The 18255-nt window shown below is 58.8% G+C and carries 21 protein-coding genes; 9 read left to right on the top strand and 12 right to left on the bottom strand.

Going from position 1 to position 18255, the window contains the following annotated elements:
- Window positions 1-14: 14 nt before the first annotated feature.
- From AC2FFD_RS01065 to AC2FFD_RS01050, 4 genes are all read right to left on the bottom strand, one after another.
- The gene (locus AC2FFD_RS01065) at window positions 15-857 is read right to left on the bottom strand and encodes a DMT family transporter (RefSeq protein WP_496871489.1); all 843 of its coding nucleotides are present in this window, start codon (window positions 855-857) and stop codon (window positions 15-17) included.
- 243 nt (window positions 858-1100) lie between these two features.
- Window positions 1101-2744, bottom strand: coding sequence for a chaperonin GroEL (gene groL, locus AC2FFD_RS01060; protein WP_170346057.1), 1644 nt, complete (start codon window positions 2742-2744; stop codon window positions 1101-1103).
- Between the two features lie 55 nt (window positions 2745-2799).
- Entirely contained in the window at window positions 2800-3087 is a 288-nt protein-coding gene (groES, locus tag AC2FFD_RS01055) for a co-chaperone GroES (RefSeq protein WP_152458994.1), read from the bottom strand.
- Window positions 3088-3238: 151 nt separating this feature from the next.
- On the bottom strand, window positions 3239-3913 hold the full coding sequence (locus tag AC2FFD_RS01050) for a DUF2161 domain-containing phosphodiesterase (RefSeq protein WP_496871486.1): 675 nt from the start codon (window positions 3911-3913) through the stop codon (window positions 3239-3241).
- A 110-nt stretch (window positions 3914-4023) separates the two neighbouring features.
- Between AC2FFD_RS01050 and AC2FFD_RS01045 the strand changes: the two genes are divergently transcribed.
- Together AC2FFD_RS01045 and AC2FFD_RS01040 are read left to right on the top strand one after the other, a co-directional pair.
- Window positions 4024-5004 (top strand): TraB/GumN family protein, encoded by a 981-nt coding sequence (locus AC2FFD_RS01045; RefSeq protein WP_496871483.1) that lies wholly within the window; start codon window positions 4024-4026, stop codon window positions 5002-5004.
- Window positions 5005-5114: 110 nt separating this feature from the next.
- Window positions 5115-6035 carry a manganese-dependent inorganic pyrophosphatase gene (locus AC2FFD_RS01040; protein ID WP_257599288.1) on the top strand — a complete coding sequence of 307 codons (921 nt, stop codon included), beginning with the start codon at window positions 5115-5117 and terminating at the stop codon, window positions 6033-6035.
- A 45-nt stretch (window positions 6036-6080) separates the two neighbouring features.
- On the opposite strand, the gene AC2FFD_RS01035 is transcribed toward AC2FFD_RS01040, so the two are convergent.
- Window positions 6081-6869, bottom strand: a complete 789-nt coding sequence (locus AC2FFD_RS01035; RefSeq protein WP_496871481.1) for a hypothetical protein — start codon at window positions 6867-6869, stop codon at window positions 6081-6083.
- Between the two features lie 156 nt (window positions 6870-7025).
- Between AC2FFD_RS01035 and AC2FFD_RS01030 the strand changes: the two genes are divergently transcribed.
- Window positions 7026-7901, top strand: a complete 876-nt coding sequence (locus AC2FFD_RS01030; protein ID WP_257599290.1) for a TIGR01459 family HAD-type hydrolase — start codon at window positions 7026-7028, stop codon at window positions 7899-7901.
- 101 nt (window positions 7902-8002) lie between these two features.
- Window positions 8003-8446 carry a MaoC family dehydratase gene (locus AC2FFD_RS01025; RefSeq protein WP_117872517.1) on the top strand — a complete coding sequence of 148 codons (444 nt, stop codon included), beginning with the start codon at window positions 8003-8005 and terminating at the stop codon, window positions 8444-8446.
- A gap of 75 nt (window positions 8447-8521) precedes the next feature.
- Here AC2FFD_RS01025 and AC2FFD_RS01020 read toward each other — a convergent pair whose 3' ends face one another.
- Both AC2FFD_RS01020 and AC2FFD_RS01015 read right to left on the bottom strand, forming a co-directional pair.
- Window positions 8522-9511 (bottom strand): methylenetetrahydrofolate reductase, encoded by a 990-nt coding sequence (locus tag AC2FFD_RS01020; protein WP_170346051.1) that lies wholly within the window; start codon window positions 9509-9511, stop codon window positions 8522-8524.
- Window positions 9508-10089: a methylenetetrahydrofolate reductase C-terminal domain-containing protein gene (locus tag AC2FFD_RS01015; RefSeq protein ID WP_224854125.1), complete on the bottom strand. Its 582-nt coding sequence runs from the start codon at window positions 10087-10089 to the stop codon at window positions 9508-9510. The genes AC2FFD_RS01020 and AC2FFD_RS01015 overlap by 4 nt, the downstream gene beginning before the upstream one ends.
- 258 nt (window positions 10090-10347) lie before the next feature.
- Between AC2FFD_RS01015 and AC2FFD_RS01010 the strand changes: the two genes are divergently transcribed.
- From AC2FFD_RS01010 to AC2FFD_RS01000, 3 genes are read left to right on the top strand one after another with little or no spacing between them, the layout of a single operon-like run.
- Window positions 10348-11280 (top strand): bifunctional riboflavin kinase/FAD synthetase, encoded by a 933-nt coding sequence (locus tag AC2FFD_RS01010; RefSeq protein ID WP_496871478.1) that lies wholly within the window; start codon window positions 10348-10350, stop codon window positions 11278-11280.
- The gene (locus tag AC2FFD_RS01005) at window positions 11277-11750 is read left to right on the top strand and encodes a YcgN family cysteine cluster protein (protein ID WP_496871476.1); all 474 of its coding nucleotides are present in this window, start codon (window positions 11277-11279) and stop codon (window positions 11748-11750) included. Before AC2FFD_RS01010 ends, AC2FFD_RS01005 begins: the two co-directional genes overlap by 4 nt.
- Window positions 11750-12784: a threonine aldolase family protein gene (locus AC2FFD_RS01000; RefSeq protein WP_496871475.1), complete on the top strand. Its 1035-nt coding sequence runs from the start codon at window positions 11750-11752 to the stop codon at window positions 12782-12784. The genes AC2FFD_RS01005 and AC2FFD_RS01000 overlap by 1 nt, the downstream gene beginning before the upstream one ends.
- On the opposite strand, the gene AC2FFD_RS00995 is transcribed toward AC2FFD_RS01000, so the two are convergent.
- Window positions 12771-13604, bottom strand: a complete 834-nt coding sequence (locus AC2FFD_RS00995; RefSeq protein ID WP_496871473.1) for an alpha/beta fold hydrolase — start codon at window positions 13602-13604, stop codon at window positions 12771-12773. The two genes, AC2FFD_RS01000 and AC2FFD_RS00995, sit on opposite strands and share 14 nt — an antisense overlap.
- Window positions 13601-14203, bottom strand: coding sequence for a 2-hydroxychromene-2-carboxylate isomerase (locus tag AC2FFD_RS00990; protein ID WP_425078844.1), 603 nt, complete (start codon window positions 14201-14203; stop codon window positions 13601-13603). Before AC2FFD_RS00990 ends, AC2FFD_RS00995 begins: the two co-directional genes overlap by 4 nt.
- 107 nt (window positions 14204-14310) lie before the next feature.
- Between AC2FFD_RS00990 and AC2FFD_RS00985 the strand changes: the two genes are divergently transcribed.
- A complete protein-coding gene (locus AC2FFD_RS00985; RefSeq protein ID WP_224854138.1) occupies window positions 14311-15330 on the top strand; it encodes a ribose-phosphate pyrophosphokinase in 1020 nt (339 codons plus the stop codon).
- Between the two features lie 104 nt (window positions 15331-15434).
- Window positions 15435-15884, top strand: coding sequence for a ribose 5-phosphate isomerase B (rpiB, locus tag AC2FFD_RS00980; protein ID WP_257599296.1), 450 nt, complete (start codon window positions 15435-15437; stop codon window positions 15882-15884).
- Between the two features lie 45 nt (window positions 15885-15929).
- Here the strand turns inward: rpiB and AC2FFD_RS00975 are convergent, their stop codons facing one another.
- From AC2FFD_RS00975 to atpD, 3 genes are all read right to left on the bottom strand, one after another.
- Entirely contained in the window at window positions 15930-16280 is a 351-nt protein-coding gene (locus AC2FFD_RS00975; protein WP_170346043.1) for an H-type lectin domain-containing protein, read from the bottom strand.
- Window positions 16281-16394: 114 nt separating this feature from the next.
- Window positions 16395-16805 carry a F0F1 ATP synthase subunit epsilon gene (locus tag AC2FFD_RS00970; protein ID WP_170346042.1) on the bottom strand — a complete coding sequence of 137 codons (411 nt, stop codon included), beginning with the start codon at window positions 16803-16805 and terminating at the stop codon, window positions 16395-16397.
- Window positions 16806-16817: 12 nt separating this feature from the next.
- Window positions 16818-18242 (bottom strand): F0F1 ATP synthase subunit beta, encoded by a 1425-nt coding sequence (atpD, locus tag AC2FFD_RS00965; RefSeq protein ID WP_170346041.1) that lies wholly within the window; start codon window positions 18240-18242, stop codon window positions 16818-16820.
- Window positions 18243-18255: the final 13 nt, after the last annotated feature.

Raw genomic sequence — 18255 nt, 5'->3', positions numbered from 1 at the left:
CTTTGATAAAAGCCCTAGCCCCGGTGACGTCGCAGCACGGCCAGCGCGATACCGCCCAAAACTAGCGTGGCGCCGATGATCAGCCGTGCTCCGGCAATCTCGCCCAGAAAGGCGACACCGCCAAGAATTGCGATCACCGGCACGCTGAGCTGAACGACAGCCGCCACGGACGGGGCCAGTTGAGGCAAAACACGATACCACAAAGCATAGCCAAGCCCGGATGTTACCGCACCGGACAGGACGGCCAGCAGATACCCCACCCCATTCATCTGCCAGACGCCGCCGGTGGCCAGCATCGCCACGGCAGTCAGTGGCAAAGCGACAATGAAATTGGCGGCCGTTCCCTCCAGCGGGTTTTTCTCTGATCGGCCCGCTATCGAGTAAAGGGCCCACCCAATACCGGCGGCGGCCATCAAAGCCGCGCCGTTCAGGTCGACCTGAACGGCGCCAGTCGGCCACAGCACATAGGCCAGACCGGCAAGCGCAACACCTGCCCCCGCCACCTGCCGGGCGGTAGGAGTCGCGCCCGTCAGTGCGCCGATCGAAAACATCGTAATTTGCACCGTGCCAAACAGGATCAATGCACCCAATCCGGCATCCAGCGTCAGGTAGGCGATCGAAAACCCGATCATGTAGAGCGTCAACGATCCCGCACCAATAATCCGCCTTCGATTGCGCAGCGGAAGGCGCCCCCCGCGTGCCAGCACAAGAGCGGCCAGCACCACGGCCCCCGCCAAAACCCGCAGGATGGCAAATCCGGTCGGATCGCTGGCTCCGCTGTCGATGGCCAACCGGTTCAGAATGGAATTCGCCGCGAAGGCGCACATGGTCAGGGCGGTGAGCAAAAACAATCTCATGCCATCCGCATAGCCGTTTGGGCCGGGTTTGCACACTCACTTTCCCGAAGGTCGCAAGACAGACCAACAGCGCTTGTCGAAGCTGCGTCGCACCCCGCTGACAAAAAAGAACGGTTAATACAAAACGGGGCCGCCCGAAGGCGACCCCATTCTTAAGCTCAAGGGCTTCCCTTTCGGCAGCTTGGTCATACCGCCAAGCGCCTGTCGGGTCGTCAGAATTCCCCAGAGGCGAATTCGACGTGCTTACATCATGCCGCCCATGCCGCCCATGTCGGGCATGCCACCGCCAGGTGCCGCGCCTTCTTTGGCCGGCTTGTCGGCAACCATTGCTTCGGTAGTGACCAGCAGGCCAGCAACCGATGCAGCGTCTTCCAGAGCGGTCCGAACCACTTTGGCCGGGTCGATCACGCCGAACGAGAACATGTCGCCATATTCTTCGGTCTGAGCGTTGAAACCGAAGGCCGCGTCGTCGCTTTCGCGAACTTTGCCAGCGACAACCGCACCGTCGACACCTGCGTTCTCGGCGATCTGGCGCAGCGGCGCTTCGATAGCCTTGCGAACGATGTTGATACCTGCGTCCTGATCGGCGTTTGCACCTTTCAGAGCTTCCAGTGCTTTACCGGCCTGAACCAGAGCAACACCACCGCCCACAACAACGCCTTCCTGAACGGCAGCGCGTGTTGCGTTCAGAGCATCGTCCACACGGTCCTTGCGCTCTTTCACTTCAACTTCGGTCATGCCGCCGACGCGGATCACGGCAACACCGCCTGCCAGTTTGGCAACGCGCTCTTGCAGCTTCTCACGGTCGTAGTCGCTGGTGGTTTCTTCGATCTGAGTACGGATCTGGGCAACACGTGCTTCGATCTCGGCCTTCTCGCCAGCACCGTCGACGATGGTGGTTTCGTCTTTGGTGATTTCGATCTTCTTGGCGGTGCCCAGCATGTCCATGGTGACGGACTCGAGCTTCATGCCCAGATCTTCGGAGATGACCTGACCGCCGGTCAGGATTGCGATGTCCTGCAACATGGCCTTGCGGCGATCACCGAAGCCAGGTGCTTTGACGGCAGCGATTTTCAGGCCGCCGCGCAGCTTGTTGACAACCAGAGTTGCCAGCGCTTCGCCTTCAACATCCTCGGCAATGATTAGCAGCGGTTTCTGCGACTGGATCACCTGTTCCAGCAGCGGGACCATCGGCTGCAACGAGGACAGTTTCTTTTCGTGCAGCAGGATCATGCAGTCGTCGAGCTCTGCGATCATCTTGTCTGCGTTGGTGACGAAGTAAGGCGACAGGTAGCCACGGTCGAACTGCATACCTTCGACAACGTCGGTCTCGGTTTCCAGACCTTTGTTTTCTTCGACGGTGATGACGCCTTCGTTGCCGACCTTCTGCATCGCGTCTGCGATCTGCTGGCCGATTTCGGCTTCGCCGTTGGCCGAGATGGTGCCAACCTGAGCAACTTCTGCCGAGTCTTTGACTTCGCGCGAGGCTTCCTTGATGCCTTCAACAACCTTGGCGGTTGCCAGGTCGATGCCGCGCTTCAGGTCCATCGGGTTCAGACCCGCTGCAACCTGCTTCAGGCCTTCTTTTACGATCGCCTGTGCCAGAACGGTTGCGGTGGTGGTGCCGTCGCCGGCTTCGTCATTGGTGCGGCTGGCGACTTCTTTCACCATCTGCGCGCCCATGTTTTCGAACTTGTCTTCCAGTTCGATTTCCTTGGCCACCGAAACACCGTCCTTGGTGATGCGCGGCGCGCCGAAGGATTTGTCCAGAACCACGTTGCGGCCTTTGGGGCCCAGGGTCACTTTAACCGCGTCGGCCAGAATGTTCACACCCTTCAGCATACGGTTGCGGGCATCGGTGTCGAATTTGACGTCCTTTGCAGCCATGTCGTTTCTCCTTGAGAAATAAGTTTGAAATGAAGATCAGAGAAAGCGCGCGGGCTTACTCGATGATCCCCATGATGTCGCTTTCTTTCATCATCAGCAGCTCTTCGCCGTTGACGTTGACCTCGGTGCCCGACCATTTGCCGAACAGGATCTTGTCCCCAGCTTTGACAGCCATTGCGATCAGTTCGCCGCTGTCCTTGCGCGCGCCTTCGCCGGTTGCGACGACTTCGCCTTCGCTTGGCTTTTCTTTTGCGCTGTCAGGGATGATCAGGCCGCCTGCGGTTTTCTCTTCGCTCTCTACGCGGCGAACCAGCACACGGTCATGAAGCGGTTTCAATGCCATCTTTGCAGCTCCTTGGGCTCAAAGTTTATCTATCCTCCCCTCACCGGATGGCGAGGCGTTAGCACTCGGGGTGTGTGAGTGATAACGACGCATAGCTAGGGAGTCTGAAACTCCGAGTCAACAAGTTGTGAGAGATTTTTTGCAAGATGGATCAGTCAGCCTGTTCCCAGCTATAGGCCCAGTGTTTCAAGCCTTCCGCTCCGGCTGACGTAAGCCCGTAGATGCCTTTTTCAACCTTCTCGAACCACCCATAGTGGTTTTCCCGCATAAGCCGGGTGGCAACCGGGACGCCGACCGACTTGGCGACGTCTGATCCCTTGGTCGGGCCATTCTCGGCCAAAAAGGCCGCACATTTCAGTGCATCCTGCCGATACGCCGTCACGATACCATGGCGCGTCGCGCCCCCGGCGTTCGGGTCACCTTCCAGCCGGTCGAATTCCCGCAGCAACCGTGCGGCCCTGGCTTTGTTCTTGCGGGGCGCATAGGGGCCGGGATCGCACTGAACCTCGACCGTGCCATCAGCCCGCACGGTGATCAGGCCCAGGCCAAGCCTTCGACACAGTGCCAGATTATCTTTCAGCGCCCGCCGGGCCGTTCGGCCCGTGGGTTTGCTGACTGCAACATAGACCAGATCGGTGAGTTTCAGCCGGGTGATCGCCTGATGAAACAGGGCCAGCGTGAAACGCAGTTTCAGTTCGACAATCACCGGCGCATCCCCATCGCGCACCGCAACGATGTCGGCTGCGCCGACTTCGCCCTTGACGGCGTATCCCTGCCGCTCCAGCAGCGCCTTGACCGGGGGATAGAGATCCTGCTCGCGGTTCATGTGGCCATGCTACGCAGATTGTCGGGGAATACCAGACGGGCGGCTTGAACATCGGAAGGTGGCGTGGCTAAGTCTGGGTTCAACTTCTTGACACCATTCAGGCTGGCTCCATGCGTTTGCTCACTTTTCTTGCGTTCCTTCTGTTTCCGATCTCGGCTCAGGCCGCGTGCGAGGGGGTGGACCTGCGACCGCAACTGCCCGAGGAAACCCGGACCAAATTGCAAAGTGCAGTGGCCCAGATCGCTTATCCCGAAGGCAATCACTGGATTGCACGCAAGGGCGACACGGTTTTGCACATCATCGGCACGCTGCACAGTTACGATCCGCGCATGGAAGGCGTAATTGACCGCCTGTCGCCCGAACTCAGCAAAGCGGACGCCTTTTATTTCGAAGTCACCCAGGACGACATGGACGCCTTCGAAAAGACCATGGCCAGCGACCTGAGTGCGGTGATGATTACCTCGGGCCCTACGTTGATCGACCTGATGGCGGAAGACGACTGGGATGCGCTGTCCGCAGCCCTGGCCCAGCGCGGCATCCCCGGCTGGATGGCTGCGAAGATGCGCCCGTGGTTCCTGACCATGATGCTGAGCATTCCGCCCTGCATGATCGAGGACCCGAATGCGACTTATGGAATGGACGCCCGTCTGAACGATCTGGCCGTCGAACAAGGTATCCCGCAGCACTCGCTGGAACGAATCGAAGACCTGATGGCCATGTTCGACAGTCACCCGCTGGAAAAACAGGTCGAGTCGCTTGTGCGCCTGTCCGGGGCGATGCAGGGCAATGCCGACCAGTTGGCCACCATGGCCAACGCGTATCTGGAAGAAAAGCACGCCGAGATCATACAGCTTGCCCGCCTACAGGGGCTGGAGCAGTCGGGCCTGAGCCCCGAGGCCTTTGACGCGGAATGGCGCAATTTCGAACAGCAGTTGCTGGTGCAGCGAAATGCCAACTGGATGGCGCAGATTCTGGACATCGCGGATCAGACAGTTGTGATTGCGGTCGGCGCGGGGCACCTGAGTGATGATTACGGCCTGCTGAACCAGCTGGAAGAAGCCGGATACGTTCTGACACGCGCCGCATTCTGAACGGGCCCGGCGGTTTTCAGACCAAGCGTCGCAGACGGTGGTCTGCGGCGTGACAACGGCATTTACCCGCCCTATAAGGCGCGCAAATTCTCATTCCGCAGGACTCTGACATGACGACGCTAGTATTTGGCCACAAATCCCCCGACACAGATTCCACAGGTTCGCCGATCCTGTGGTCGTGGTACCTGAACGAGGTCAAGGGTGAGCAGACCGAACCCGTACTGCTGGGTGAACCCAACACCGAAGCAACATTCATGCTGGAAAACTGGGACCTGCCCAAGCCGCGGATCCTTGAGGACCTGCCCGCGGAAACCCCGGTAGTTATCGTCGACACCAACAACCCCGCCGAACTGCCGGCCAACATCAACGACGCCGACATCCGCGCCATCATCGATCATCACAAGCTGGTCGGTGGCCTGGAAACCAAAGGCCCGATCGACATCACAGTGCGCCCCCTGGCCTGCACCGCCACCATCATGGTCGATCTGATGGGCGAAGATGCGGCCAAGATGCCCGACGCCATCAAAGGCGCCGCGCTTACCTGCATTCTGTCGGATACTCTGGAGTTCCGCTCTCCCACCACCACGGCGCATGACCGCGAGGTTGCAGAACGTCTGGCGGCCGAGCTCGAGCTGGACATTTCGGCATATGCAGCCGACATGTTTGCGGCGAAATCGGATGTCTCGTCCTTCTCGGACGCCGAGTTGATCCGCATGGACAGCAAGGAATACGAGGTCGACGGCACCAAATTCCGGGTCTCGGTTCTGGAAACCACCGCCCCCGGCGTCGTTCTGGACCGCAAGGCCAGCCTGGCGGACTCGATGGTGGAAGTTGCCAAGGAAGACGGCGTCGATCAGGTGCTGCTGTTCGTGGTTGATATCCTGAACGAAGAGGCCACCCTGCTGGTCCCCAATGATCTGGTCAAAGCCGTGGCCGAGAAAAGCTTTGGTGTTACCGTGGACGGGGACGCCGTCGTTCTGCCCGGTATCATGAGCCGCAAAAAGCAGATCATTCCAAACCTGAAGGTCTGATTTCCGTACAAATCGAATTCATAGGGCGCCCCAACGGCGCCCTTTTTAGTGTTCGACCGCCTCAGATTCTTCCGACCAAAGGTACAGATTTCCGTCGCGCCGATAGAAGATCATTTTGTGATCTTTGAACAAGTCATCCTCGGTGATCTCTTCCCAATCCGTGGAGTCGCTATTCAGGACTCTGCGGAAATATTGAATACACAGATTGGTCACACCCACCCACAAGAGATCACCGGGGCATGGTTCTCCTTGTTGGGGCTCAAAGGTATCAGCCCGGAACTCAAAACACGTCTCGAACGGGTAAATACCCCTGCATCTTTCGGCGGCATAATAGAAAATTTGATACGTGAAGAAGTTTGCTCTGGCTGTATTCGCAAGGAACAGAATTTCGCTCCACTGAGTTTCATTCCTTTCGAGATAATAGTACGGCGTGAAAATCTCATAGGCCGTTGCAAAAGCAAAAACCCTTTCGCCAATATCCCTCATATATTTGTATGGCCTGTATGTCAGCGTACTCCAGTCTCGAATGTCAAAACGATCGTCTGGCCTCTTGGGAATGACATCCTCTTCGGCAAAGATTGCCTTGGCAAAAATAAGGTTCACACCCTTTTGCCCGGAATTGCGGGCTGACGTTGTAATCTTGACCGGCACAATCCCTTCACCCACGGGCTTACCAACATCTGCTGAAACGTTCACTTCGAGCACGTAGTTCTTTTTGACCTCGAATAGACCAAATTGAAAAACTGCCCATAGCCCGGCAAGCGTGATGGCAACGATTTGGAACCATCGGAAAAGCACATCGGTCGTACTGTGGGTTTTGGTATTATCCCCCATGTCACGCTCCGCAAATTCTTTAAAACATTCGCATTACTATACCACAGAACCCTTTTTCGACGAATTACAGGACCGCAGGCGAAGGGTGCGGGATGGTCATTTGGCCCGTGCTTTGGCATAGCTGTCGCCAACGCGATATCAGACCCAGAGGCCCCCATGACCCAGATCGTTTCCTCGCTTTCCGAGATCTCAGACCGTTACAAGGCATTGTTCGTCGACCTTTGGGGCTGTGTTCACAACGGCATCACGGCCTACCCCGAGGCCGTCGAAGCGCTGAAGGCCTATCGTGCCAAGGGTGGACTGGTGGTTTTGGTCACGAACTCTCCCAAACCTCGCGCCGGGGTGGCAGAGCAACTCGTGCAATTCAACGTCCCCGCCGACGCGTATGACACCATCGCCACCAGCGGAGATTCCGCGCGCTCGGCGATGTTCCGGGGTGCTGTGGGGCGCAAGGTTTACTTCATGGGCGAGTGGCAACGTGATGCGGGCTTTTTCGAACCGCTGAAACTGCTGGATCATCCCATCCATATCGAGCGTGTGCCGCTGAAGGAAGCCGAGGGTATCGTCTGCTGCGGCCCGTTCGATCCGATGGCCGACCCGGATGTGAACCGGCCGGATTTCCTGTACGCCAAGCAGATGGGGATGAAACTGCTTTGTGCGAACCCTGACATTGTAGTCGACCGCGGAGAGGTGCGCGAATGGTGTGCCGGTGCTTTGGCCAGGCTGTACACCGAAATGGGCGGTGAAAGCCTCTATTTCGGCAAACCGCATCCCCCGATCTATGACCTGGCCCGACGCCGGTTGCAGGAACTGGGGCACGATATCCCCGACAGCGACATTCTGGTGATCGGCGACGGCCCCCATACGGACATTCTGGGCGGCATGGGAGAGGGCATTGATTCTCTGTTCATCTCGGGCGGGCTGGCTGCGGCCGAGACAAAAACGTCGCATCATCCGCATCACGAATCCCTAACCGCCTATATTGAAAGGGAAAAGATCAATCCAACCTACACGATCGGGCGCTTGAGGTAGCAAGAAAAGACTTGATTTTCTGCAACTGCGAAGTAATAAAGTTGCCAACCTTGGCCAAATGATGGTTTTTTCTTTCACGGCCGATTTCGAGTGAGGGCAACATGTTGGACAATCTTCCGCGCGGAACGATCTGTATCGAAGACATCGAAATGGGCATGTCCCGCCACCTGCGCAAAGTGGTGACGGATGAAGATATCGAAATGTTCGCGCAGGTCTCGACCGACCGGAATCCGGTGCATCTGGACGACGACTATGCCCGCGATACGATCTTCGAAGGCCGTATTGCCCACGGAATGCTGACGGCGGGTCTGATCTCGGCCGTGATCGGTGAACAACTGCCGGGCCACGGCACCGTCTACATGGGTCAGTCACTGAAGTTCCTGGCGCCTGTGCGCCCGGGTGACATGGTCTATGCCGAGGTGAAAGTGATCGACATCGATTTCGCCAAGCGCCGCGTCAAGCTGGACTGCCATTGTTCGGTCGAGGGCAAGAAGGTCCTGATCGGCGAAGCCATGGTGCTTGCCCCGTCGCGCAAGTTCGACTGACCCGCAAACACAGTCTTGCAAAAGGCGCCCGACCGGCGCCTTTTTTGTTTGGACACTCAACTGGACGCAAGGTCGTCAGGAAGAACGGGTTCGTTTTCGCCCTTTCAGCGCACCTGATTCCAGTATGATTTCAGACACCACGTGTTCACGCCTGTAGGCCATCACGTGAACCCCGGAAACACCGGCGATGTCCCGGATCTGCTGGATCAGTTCGATACAGATCTTCTTGCCCTCTTCAGCGGGCTTTTCGGCCTTCTCCATCCGCTCGATGACATGATCCGGGATGTGAATTCCGGGCACATTGCTGCGCATCCAGCGTGCCGCGCGTGCCGAAGCGATGGGACCCACGCCAGCAATGATGAACACTTTTTCGTCCAGGCCGGCATCGCGCACCCGATCCATGAACTTTTCAAAAAGCGGAATGTCGTAGATGTAATTGGTCTGAATAAACTCGGCCCCCGCTTCAACCTTCTTTGCAAGACGTTCCGGGCGCCAGTCATAGGGCGGTATGCAGGGGTTTTCCGCCGCTCCCAAAAACAGTTGAGGGGGACGCGTGATCTTGCGGCCTGAAAGAAACTTTCCCTGATCGCGCATCGTTCGGATCGTCCGCAGCAAGGTCAGGGAATCGAAGTCGAACACCGGTTTTGCCCCCGGTTGATCCCCAACCCCGACACCGTCGCCCGTCAGGCACAATACGTTGCTGACGCCCAGCGCCGCAGCCCCCAGAACATCCCCCTGAATGGCGATCCGGTTCCGGTCTCGGCAGGAAATCTGATAGACCGGAGAATACCCCGCGCGGGTCAACAACGCACAGATCCCTAACGAGGACATGTGACAGTTGGCACCAGACGCATCGGTTGCATTGATCGCATCCGCCACTTCACCCAGCGGCTGTGCCGCCTGAAACACATCTTCGGGGTCAGCACTGTCTGGCGGGTTCAGTTCAGCGGTCACCGCAAAACGACCCGAGCGCAGAACTCTTTCCAGTCGACTGTGCGAGACATAACCTTCGGGAACAGGCACATAGCCGATCGGCTCGACCTCGCTGCGATGGGCGTCGTTCATTTCTTCAGCTCCCGGTTCACCGCATTGGGGGGTTCAGCAGCCAGAGGTGCCGCAGAGGGTTCATTCTCGCGCGCCTCCGGGAATGCCTGCGCAAGCGTTTCGCGTGCAGCGTCACGGGCCTCGCGTTCCTGTGCTGCAATCTCGCGGCTGACCCGCAACCAGGATGATGACCCCTTCAACGTGTGTTCCACGGGCGGAAGGACCTCTTTTATCTTGTCGCCCCCGTGTTGCATACGGCTGGCCCCATCCCAGGCCAAGGCCCAGACACATTTCATGTCGGGTTTGACCTCGCAGAACTCACCGGGACGCACACCGCCACACGGGCCGTTGCGCAGTTGCTTGGGGCAGTTCATCGGGCAGGACATACCCGTCGAAGACAAAACGCATTGCCCGCACATCTTGCAATCAAACAAAAGGCTTTTGACGCCTTTTTCGACCAACGCGATGGGGCGTTCAACGCGGTTGTAGCCGATCTTTGCAAAGACCGGATCCATCGCGACCATGCCCCGTTCGACACATTTGTAGATCCACTCGAACGCACGGGCGTTGCGAATCGCGAACAGTCGCAATCGATACATGGTCTGCCTCCTGTGCTGGGTTCATTTGAACCTGGCCGGGCCATCGTCCGCCCCCAGCGTGGTCCGAGGGCCGGATACTCAGTCTACACCCAGTATTTTTTTGGGATCAAGCAGTTGGCCGCATGTCGCACGGCATTCCGGGGATGCCCTGTGTGCAATCAGGTCTGACGAAGGGTTTTGGTTTGTTTCGCAAGGACGCATGCCTTGAATTCAAACTGCCGCTTGAACAAATGGCAACGCAACGCTACGCAATCGCCTATGCAGATCATCCGGGATTTCCAGTTTGTCGAGCCAGAAGATCGCGGCGCCAGCGTTGCGATCGGGAATTTTGATGGCGTCCATTTGGGGCATCAGTCGGTCATCGAACTGGCCCGCGACGCGGCCCCGGATGCGCCACTGGGTGTCATGACCTTCGAGCCGCATCCACGTGAGTACTTTGCGCCGGATTCTCCTCCGTTCCGCCTGATGCGCGGCAATGCGCGGGCGCACCGGCTTGAAAAGCTGGGTGTGAAGAAACTGTACGAGCTGCCGTTCAACGCGGCGCTGGCCGGGCTTTCCCCCGATGAATTCGCGCGCAACGTGATTTGTGAGGGGCTGGGCCTGTCCCATGTCGTGGTCGGGGCCGATTTCTGTTTTGGCAAGGGCCGCAGCGGCACCGCTGACGATCTGGTGCGGTTCGGGCAAGAGATGGGATTTGGCGTGACGATTGCCCCTTTGATGCAGCGGTCGGAAAACGTGGTCTCGTCAACCGCCATCCGCACCGCACTGAGCGAGGGTCGCCCAAGGGATGCCGCCGCGATGCTGGGCCATTGGCACAGGATCGAAGGCGAGGTGATCGGCGGCGAGCAGCGCGGGCGGGAACTGGGTTTTCCAACCGCGAACATGTCCATCGAAGGGCTCCACCCGCCGAAATTCGGCGTCTACGCCGTATTGGTCGACGTGCTGGATGGCCCGCATCAGGGCAGCTATCACGGTGCGGCCTCGGTTGGGGTGCGCCCGATGTTCCATGGCGAAGTGCCAAATATCGAAACCTTCCTGTTCGACTTTTCAGGCGACCTGTACGGGGCGACCTTGTCAGTGGGGCTGATCGAATTCCTGCGCCCTGAAATGACATTTGACGGGCTGGATGGTCTGATCGCGCAGATGAATGCCGATTGTGAACGGGCCCGGGGCATTCTGGCCGCCCTATGAGCGCTGATCCGATTGAACGCACCGGCCTGCCCGCCCGGTTCTGGGAGCGCAAACCCCTGCGCAAGATGAACCAGCGCGAGTGGGAGGCCCTGTGTGACGGCTGTGGCAAGTGTTGCCTCAACAAGCTGGAATATGAAGACTCGGGCGAAGTTGCCCTGACCTGTGTCGCCTGCCGCCTGCTGGACGATGAAAGCTGCCGCTGCACGCAATACGACATCCGGCATCAATTCGTGCCTGAATGCATCGTCATGACACCCGACAATATTGACGAACACGCCTATTGGTTGCCGCAAACCTGCGCGTATCGGCTGCTGTGGGAAGGCAAAACGCTTTACGACTGGCACCCTTTGATATCTGGTACGCCGGACAGCGTGCATGCCGCAGGCGTTTCAGTTCAGGGGCGCACGGTGTCCGAGTTCGAAACCCCCATGGAAGAGTGGGAAGACTACATTATCGAGGAGCCTAGCTGATGTATTTCGCATCTGACAATTCCGGGCCGGTTCACCCTCAGGTCATGGCCAAACTGGCCGAGGCCAATCAGGGCTATCAGATGGCCTATGGCGCCGACACGATGATAAACGAGGTGCGTGACCGCATTCGCAGCATCTTTGAAGCGCCGGGGGCTGCTGTCTATCTCGTGGCAACGGGGACAGCGGCAAATTCGCTGGCACTTGCCACGTTGTCCAACCCCTGGGAAACGATCTTCTGTTCTCCGGTTGCCCATATTCACGAAGACGAGTGCAACGCGCCCGAGTTTTACACCGGGGCCAAGCTGACCCTTGTTCCCGGCGGCGACAAGATGTCACCGGACGCGTTGCGCGGGTCCATCCTGGGCGAAGAAACCCGCGGGGTACACGGGCCGCAGCGCGGGCCGGTGTCGATCACCCAGGTCACCGAGCGCGGATCGGTCTATTCGCTGGAGGAATTGCAGGCGCTGTGCGGGGTCGCAAAGGAATATGGCTTGCCGGTCCATCTGGATGGGGCCCGGTTCAGCAATGCTCTGGTGGCCCTGAATTGTTCTCCGGCTGACATGACATGGAAAGCCGGGGTGGACGCGGTCAGCTTTGGCGGCACGAAAAACGGGCTGATGGGCGTTGAAGCGGTGGTGTTCTTTGACGAGAGCAAGGCCTGGGAATTCGAGCTGCGGCGCAAGCGCGGGGCGCATCTGTTTTCCAAGCATCGCTACCTGTCCGCTCAGATGGCGGCTTATCTTGAGGATGATCTGTGGCTGAAGCTAGCGCGTCAGGCCAACGCAAACTGTGCCCGGCTGGCCGACGGCTTGCGTGCAAAAGGTGCCGAGTTCCTACACGAACCACAGGCCAATATGATCTTTGCCGCTTTATCACGTGCAAAGCACAAACAGCTGCATGAGGCCGGGGCAATCTACCACCTCTGGGGGGCCGAGCTTGAAGGTGATGATGACGATGAAAGCCTGGCATGCCGACTGGTCTGCGACTGGTCGATCGGGACAGCCGAGATCGATCAGTTTCTCAGCCTGTTGTAACACCCGTTCCGCGGCCAGCTTTCCAGAGCTTTCGAAGCAGCGCGCTGGTTTCACGGGGGTGCGAAATGGGCAGCATGTGCCCCGCACCTTGAACGACCTCATGGCGTGCGTTCGGTAGACGACGCTGCAATCCATCACAGATTGCGGGGATCGTCGGGTGGGTCTTTGATCCGCTCAGCAACAGGGTTGGCATCGATACGCGCTTGCATCTGTCGGGGTCAAGCAACCCGGCGCGGTCATCGTACAGAACGGGGTAAGACGCAGGAACAACATGAATCCCACGCACCATTCCGGCGCGCGTCCGCTCTGGCAGGTCCGGCCATTTTGGGCCGATACCGGTGCTCCACATCCGGTTGAACAACCGCGCGGCCAGCGATTCGTCGCCTGCTTGGAACGCTGCTTCAATCGGTTGTGACTCTCGCCGGTGCTGATCGTACAAATGGGGCGCGTCCTGTTTTGCCACGGCAAAGAACACGGGCTCGATCAGGATCAAGCTTCGAACAAGGTCCGGATGCTCGATGGCCAGTCTGAGCGCAACGATCGCCCCAAAGGAATGGCCGACCAGATCCATGGGCTTGGTCAACTCGACCGCCGCCAGACCTGTCACAGCGTCAAAGAAATCGCTTTGACCGTCCCAATCCGGACTGCGCCCGTGGGACAGCATATCCGGTGCAACAAGACACACGCTGCCATCCAATGCCTTGGACAGGCCAGACCACGCGCCGGAATGCGCAATGGTGCAATGAAGGGCAAGCACTTTGCGCCCTCCGTCGCCCAATCGTCTGACGAAGACGGATTGCATCGCCGTCGGGGTTGTCATCCTTTCATCTCGGACAGATGCCGATCCAGATCATCCAGGCGATCCTGCCCCCAGAACCTTTGACCGTCCGGCGTGATGTAGAACGGCGCGCCGAACACGCCGCGATCCACGGCTTCTTCCAGATTGGCGGCATAGGTCTCGGCCCCGACCAGCAGTCCACTGTTGGCCAGTTCCGGGTCAAACCCGGCATTTGCCAGGCAGTCCCGGATCACATCATCCTGAGCGACGTCTTTTTCTTCGGCCCAGCAGGCGCGCAGGATCAACTGGCACAACTTGCCCACGTCGCCCGAACCATCCCTGATCGCGGCGATGATCGCATAAGAAGACGGTGCCATGTTGGTCGGCCAGTGCGCCGGTTGCAGGTTGAACTCCATCCCCAGTTTCTTCGATTGGCGCAGCAATTCCTGAGCGCGGTATTCGATGCGCGAGATATGACGGTCTTTTGGCGGCGTACCCCCGGTGCGTGCGAACAGTGCCATGATGTCCAGCGGTTTGTAGCTGATCGATGCTCCACGTTTCGCCGCAATCTCTTCCAGCCGGTTTCCAGCCAGGTAGCTATAGGGCGAAATTGTCGCAAAATAGTAGTCAATCCGGGTCATGTTCACTTTCTCCGCTGCGTTACCTTTGCGGGACGGTAAGGCCATGCTAAGCGGTGTCAACATCACGAATCTGTCACATTGCCATTGCTGCCCGGGGACCTCAGCCGATGCCGACACTTCACGAACCCAAGCTTATCGCTGGGAACGCCAACCTTCCACTTGCCGAAACCATCGCACGCCGCATGAGCCTGTATCGCGGCGTTGACCAGGGATTGGTCGATGCGCGCGTTGAACGTTTCAATGATGGCGAGATCTTCGTCGAAGTGTTCGAAAACGTACGCGGCGAGGATATGTTCATCATCCAGCCGACCTCGAACCCGGCCAATGACAACCTGATGGAGCTGCTGATCATCGCCGACGCGCTGCGCCGTTCGTCGGCACAGCGGATCACCGCCGTGATCCCGTATTTCGGCTATGCCCGCCAGGATCGCCGCACCAAGGCCCGCACGCCCATCAGCGCCAAGCTGGTGGCCAATATGCTGACCGGTGCAGGGATCGAGCGGATTCTGACGATGGATCTTCATGCCGCGCAGATTCAGGGCTTTTTCGATATGCCCGTCGACAACCTCTACGCCTCGCCGATCTTTGCGCTGGATGTCAAAAACCAGTTCAAGGACAGTCTGGATGAAATCATGGTGGTTTCACCCGACGTCGGCGGCGTGGCCCGCGCACGTGAACTGGCCAAGCGCATCAATGCCCCCTTGTCGATCGTTGACAAGCGTCGCGAGAAAGCAGGCGAAGTCGCGGAAATGACCGTTATCGGGGATGTGAAGGACAAGATCTGCCTGATCGTCGACGATATGTGTGACACCGCCGGAACGCTTTGCAAGGCCGCGCAGGTCCTGTTGGACAATGGCGCCAAGGAAGTTCACTCCTACATCACGCATGGCGTCATGAGCGGCCCGGCGGTCGAGCGGGTGACGAACTCGGTCATGAAGTCACTGGTGCTGACCGATACGATCCAGCCGACGAAAGAGATATTGAAGGCGAAGAATATCCGCATCGTTCCCACTGCGCCAATCTTCACCCAAGCAATCCTGAACATCTGGAACGGAACCAGTGTGTCTTCGCTGTTCGAAGACAAAACGCTGACCCCGATCTACGAATCCATGTATCAGATGGATTGAGCAACAGGGGGCGACCGAACATGTCGCCGCCTGATTTCTGGAATACCGATTGCGCAGGTATCTGACCATGGGGCGCGATCGGCGACACAAGTGGAAACACCCCCATGACTGCCAACAAACGTATTGTTCTTTCCAGCGATCACGCGGCAATCGAGCTGCGTCAATCCGTGGCCAAACACATCGCGCAACAAGGTTGGGACGTGGTTGATATCGGCCCGACAACCCCGGAAAGCACCCATTACCCCAAGCACGGCAAGGCCGCGGCGCAAGCCGTTGCCTCGGGAGATTGCAGCTTGGGTATTGTCCTCTGCGGCACCGGACAGGGTATCATGATGGCTGCGAACAAAGTGCCCGGCATCCGCTGCGGCGTTTGTTCAGACACATTCTCGGCCCGCATGATCCGTCAGCACAACAATGCCAACATGCTGTCGATTGGCGCGCGGGTTGTCGGTGAAGGTCTGGCGCTGGACATCGTTGACGCATTTCTGGGTGCCGAATTCGAAGGCGGCCGCCACGCCACGCGCGTGGACATGATCGAAGCGCAGGACGACTGAGCCCAATCTGTCGTTCAAACGTCCGAAAAATAGGGCACCCCCGGATCAGGAAATACTCCAGTCGTCCGGGTGTGCCACCTCTCCTATCGCAGTCCAGCTTGCGCGGATGCGGGCAATCCGCGTGTCGGACCAGGTCCGGAATACTGCGTCGAATCCTTCGGTTGTGATATGTTCGGCCTGAACCTCTGCGCGTAGCGCCGAGGACGTGTCCACATCCCACAGAGAGATCCCGATCTGCACCACGGGCGGGGTTCGAAATGCTTCTTTGAACCGAATGGGGGTTCGGCGTTCGCGTGGCCCCTGCCCGGTCCACATTTCGCCGCCTTCGGCAAATTCCGAAAACAGGACATTCTCGCCCTGCGCAATTCCAATCGGATGGGTTAGGAACTTTTTCATCATATCATCATTATTCTTGAATTCCCGTAACTTACCCCGGCATTTCGGCAAAAGCACGACAAAAAAACGGCCCCGCATTTGCGAGGCCGCTCAATTTTTTCACTGGTGGGCCCGTTACAGGCTCATATGTGTTCCAAGCGCTTCCATGTCGGCCAGCAGCTTGGCTGCGTCGTCGACGATGGTCTGATCATCGCCGCCCTTGGCTGCCTCATGCGAGGCGCGGGCGTCTTCGATCAGCTCGTCCAGATGCGCGCGGGTCACTTCATCCACCGGGATGGCCTTTTCGGCCAGAACCGACAGGCTGTCGCCGTTGATCTGGGCAAACCCGCCGGTGACCAGGTATTCGCTGGACCCTTCGGGTGCCTCAACCTTCAGCAGACCGGGGCGCAGCGTGGTGATGGTGGGGGCATGATCGGGCATTGCCGTCATGTCCCCGTCCGCGCCGGGAATCTGGACCGCCGTCGCGCTGAGCGAAGCAAGGCTCCGCTCGGGGCTGACGAGGTCGAATTGCATCGTGTTTGCCATCAGGGATACTCCTTAGGCGGCTTCTGCGGCCATCTTTTCCGCTTTGGCGATCACGTCGTCGATACCGCCTACCATCAGGAAGGCCGCTTCGGGCAGGTGATCGTATTCGCCGGCCACAACGGCCTTGAACGACGAGATGGTGACATCCAGAGGAACCTGAACGCCGGGCGAACCGGTGAAGACCTCGGCCACGTCGAACGGCTGCGACAGGAAACGTTCGATCTTACGGGCACGGGCCACGGTCAGTTTGTCCTCTTCCGACAGTTCGTCCATGCCGAGGATGGCGATGATGTCCTGCAACGACTTGTAGCGCTGGAGGATCTGCTGAACGTCGGTCGCAACCTTGTAGTGCTCTTCACCAACGATGGCCGGATCAAGCAGACGCGAAGTCGAGTCGAGCGGGTCAACGGCCGGATAGATACCCTTTTCCGAGATCGCGCGGTTGAGAACGGTGGTCGCGTCCAGGTGCGCGAACGAGGTTGCCGGCGCAGGGTCGGTCAGGTCGTCCGCAGGCACGTAGATCGCCTGAACCGAAGTAATCGAGCCCGACTTGGTCGAGGTGATCCGTTCCTGCAAGGCGCCCATGTCGGTGGCCAGCGTCGGCTGGTAGCCCACCGCCGAAGGAATACGACCCAGCAGAGCCGATACCTCGGAACCCGCCTGCGTGAAGCGGAAGATGTTGTCGACGAAGAACAGAACGTCGGTACCGGACTGGTCGCGGAACTGTTCGGCCAGGGTCAGACCGGTCAGAGCAACACGTGCACGCGCACCCGGAGGTTCGTTCATCTGGCCGTACACCAGGGCCACCTGGCTTTCCGACAGATTGTCGGGCTTGATGACGTTCGATTCGATCATCTCGTGGTACAGGTCGTTCCCTTCACGGGTCCGTTCACCAACGCCCGCGAACACCGAGAAGCCCGAGTGCACTTTTGCGATATTGTTGATCAGTTCCATGATCAGAACGGTCTTGCCCACACCGGCGCCGCCGAACAGGCCGATCTTGCCGCCTTTGGCGTAGGGCGCCAGCAGGTCAACCACCTTGATGCCGGTGACCAGGATTTCCGACTCGGTCGACTGTTCGTCGAACTCGGGCGCGGGCTGGTGGATGGCGCGGGTTTCGGATGCTTCGACCGGGCCTTTTTCGTCGATCGGTTCGCCGACCACGTTCAGGATGCGGCCCAGGGTGGCGTTGCCGACCGGCACCGAGATCGGTGCGCCGGTGTCGGTCACGGCCTCGCCGCGGACCAGACCTTCGGTCGCGTCCATCGCGATGGTGCGGACAGTGTTCTCACCCAGGTGCTGAGCAACTTCCAACACCAGGCGCTTGCCGTTGTTGGTGGTTTCCAGCGCGTTCAGAATTTCAGGCAGCTGATCTTCGAAGTGCACGTCGACGACGGCCCCGATGATCTGTGTGACTTTGCCTTTTGCATTCGCCATGTTTCGTCTCCGG

Source organism: Ruegeria sp. YTSC002 (assembly GCF_059609845.1).
The sequence above is the reverse complement of the archived record's forward strand: the minus strand, read 5'-3'. Positions and strand labels throughout refer to the sequence as shown.

Coding starts and splice junctions, on each gene's coding strand:
- AC2FFD_RS01065 (WP_496871489.1), bottom strand. CDS start 857: ATGAGATTGTTTTTGCTCACCGCCCTGACCATGTGCGCCTTCGCGGCG.
- groL (WP_170346057.1), bottom strand. CDS start 2,744: ATGGCTGCAAAGGACGTCAAATTCGACACCGATGCCCGCAACCGTATG.
- groES (WP_152458994.1), bottom strand. CDS start 3,087: ATGGCATTGAAACCGCTTCATGACCGTGTGCTGGTTCGCCGCGTAGAG.
- AC2FFD_RS01050 (WP_496871486.1), bottom strand. CDS start 3,913: ATGAACCGCGAGCAGGATCTCTATCCCCCGGTCAAGGCGCTGCTGGAG.
- AC2FFD_RS01045 (WP_496871483.1), top strand. CDS start 4,024: ATGCGTTTGCTCACTTTTCTTGCGTTCCTTCTGTTTCCGATCTCGGCT.
- AC2FFD_RS01040 (WP_257599288.1), top strand. CDS start 5,115: ATGACGACGCTAGTATTTGGCCACAAATCCCCCGACACAGATTCCACA.
- AC2FFD_RS01035 (WP_496871481.1), bottom strand. CDS start 6,869: ATGGGGGATAATACCAAAACCCACAGTACGACCGATGTGCTTTTCCGA.
- AC2FFD_RS01030 (WP_257599290.1), top strand. CDS start 7,026: ATGACCCAGATCGTTTCCTCGCTTTCCGAGATCTCAGACCGTTACAAG.
- AC2FFD_RS01025 (WP_117872517.1), top strand. CDS start 8,003: ATGTTGGACAATCTTCCGCGCGGAACGATCTGTATCGAAGACATCGAA.
- AC2FFD_RS01020 (WP_170346051.1), bottom strand. CDS start 9,511: ATGAACGACGCCCATCGCAGCGAGGTCGAGCCGATCGGCTATGTGCCT.
- AC2FFD_RS01015 (WP_224854125.1), bottom strand. CDS start 10,089: ATGTATCGATTGCGACTGTTCGCGATTCGCAACGCCCGTGCGTTCGAG.
- AC2FFD_RS01010 (WP_496871478.1), top strand. CDS start 10,348: ATGCAGATCATCCGGGATTTCCAGTTTGTCGAGCCAGAAGATCGCGGC.
- AC2FFD_RS01005 (WP_496871476.1), top strand. CDS start 11,277: ATGAGCGCTGATCCGATTGAACGCACCGGCCTGCCCGCCCGGTTCTGG.
- AC2FFD_RS01000 (WP_496871475.1), top strand. CDS start 11,750: ATGTATTTCGCATCTGACAATTCCGGGCCGGTTCACCCTCAGGTCATG.
- AC2FFD_RS00995 (WP_496871473.1), bottom strand. CDS start 13,604: ATGACAACCCCGACGGCGATGCAATCCGTCTTCGTCAGACGATTGGGC.
- AC2FFD_RS00990 (WP_425078844.1), bottom strand. CDS start 14,203: ATGACCCGGATTGACTACTATTTTGCGACAATTTCGCCCTATAGCTAC.
- AC2FFD_RS00985 (WP_224854138.1), top strand. CDS start 14,311: ATGCCGACACTTCACGAACCCAAGCTTATCGCTGGGAACGCCAACCTT.
- rpiB (WP_257599296.1), top strand. CDS start 15,435: ATGACTGCCAACAAACGTATTGTTCTTTCCAGCGATCACGCGGCAATC.
- AC2FFD_RS00975 (WP_170346043.1), bottom strand. CDS start 16,280: ATGAAAAAGTTCCTAACCCATCCGATTGGAATTGCGCAGGGCGAGAAT.
- AC2FFD_RS00970 (WP_170346042.1), bottom strand. CDS start 16,805: ATGGCAAACACGATGCAATTCGACCTCGTCAGCCCCGAGCGGAGCCTT.
- atpD (WP_170346041.1), bottom strand. CDS start 18,242: ATGGCGAATGCAAAAGGCAAAGTCACACAGATCATCGGGGCCGTCGTC.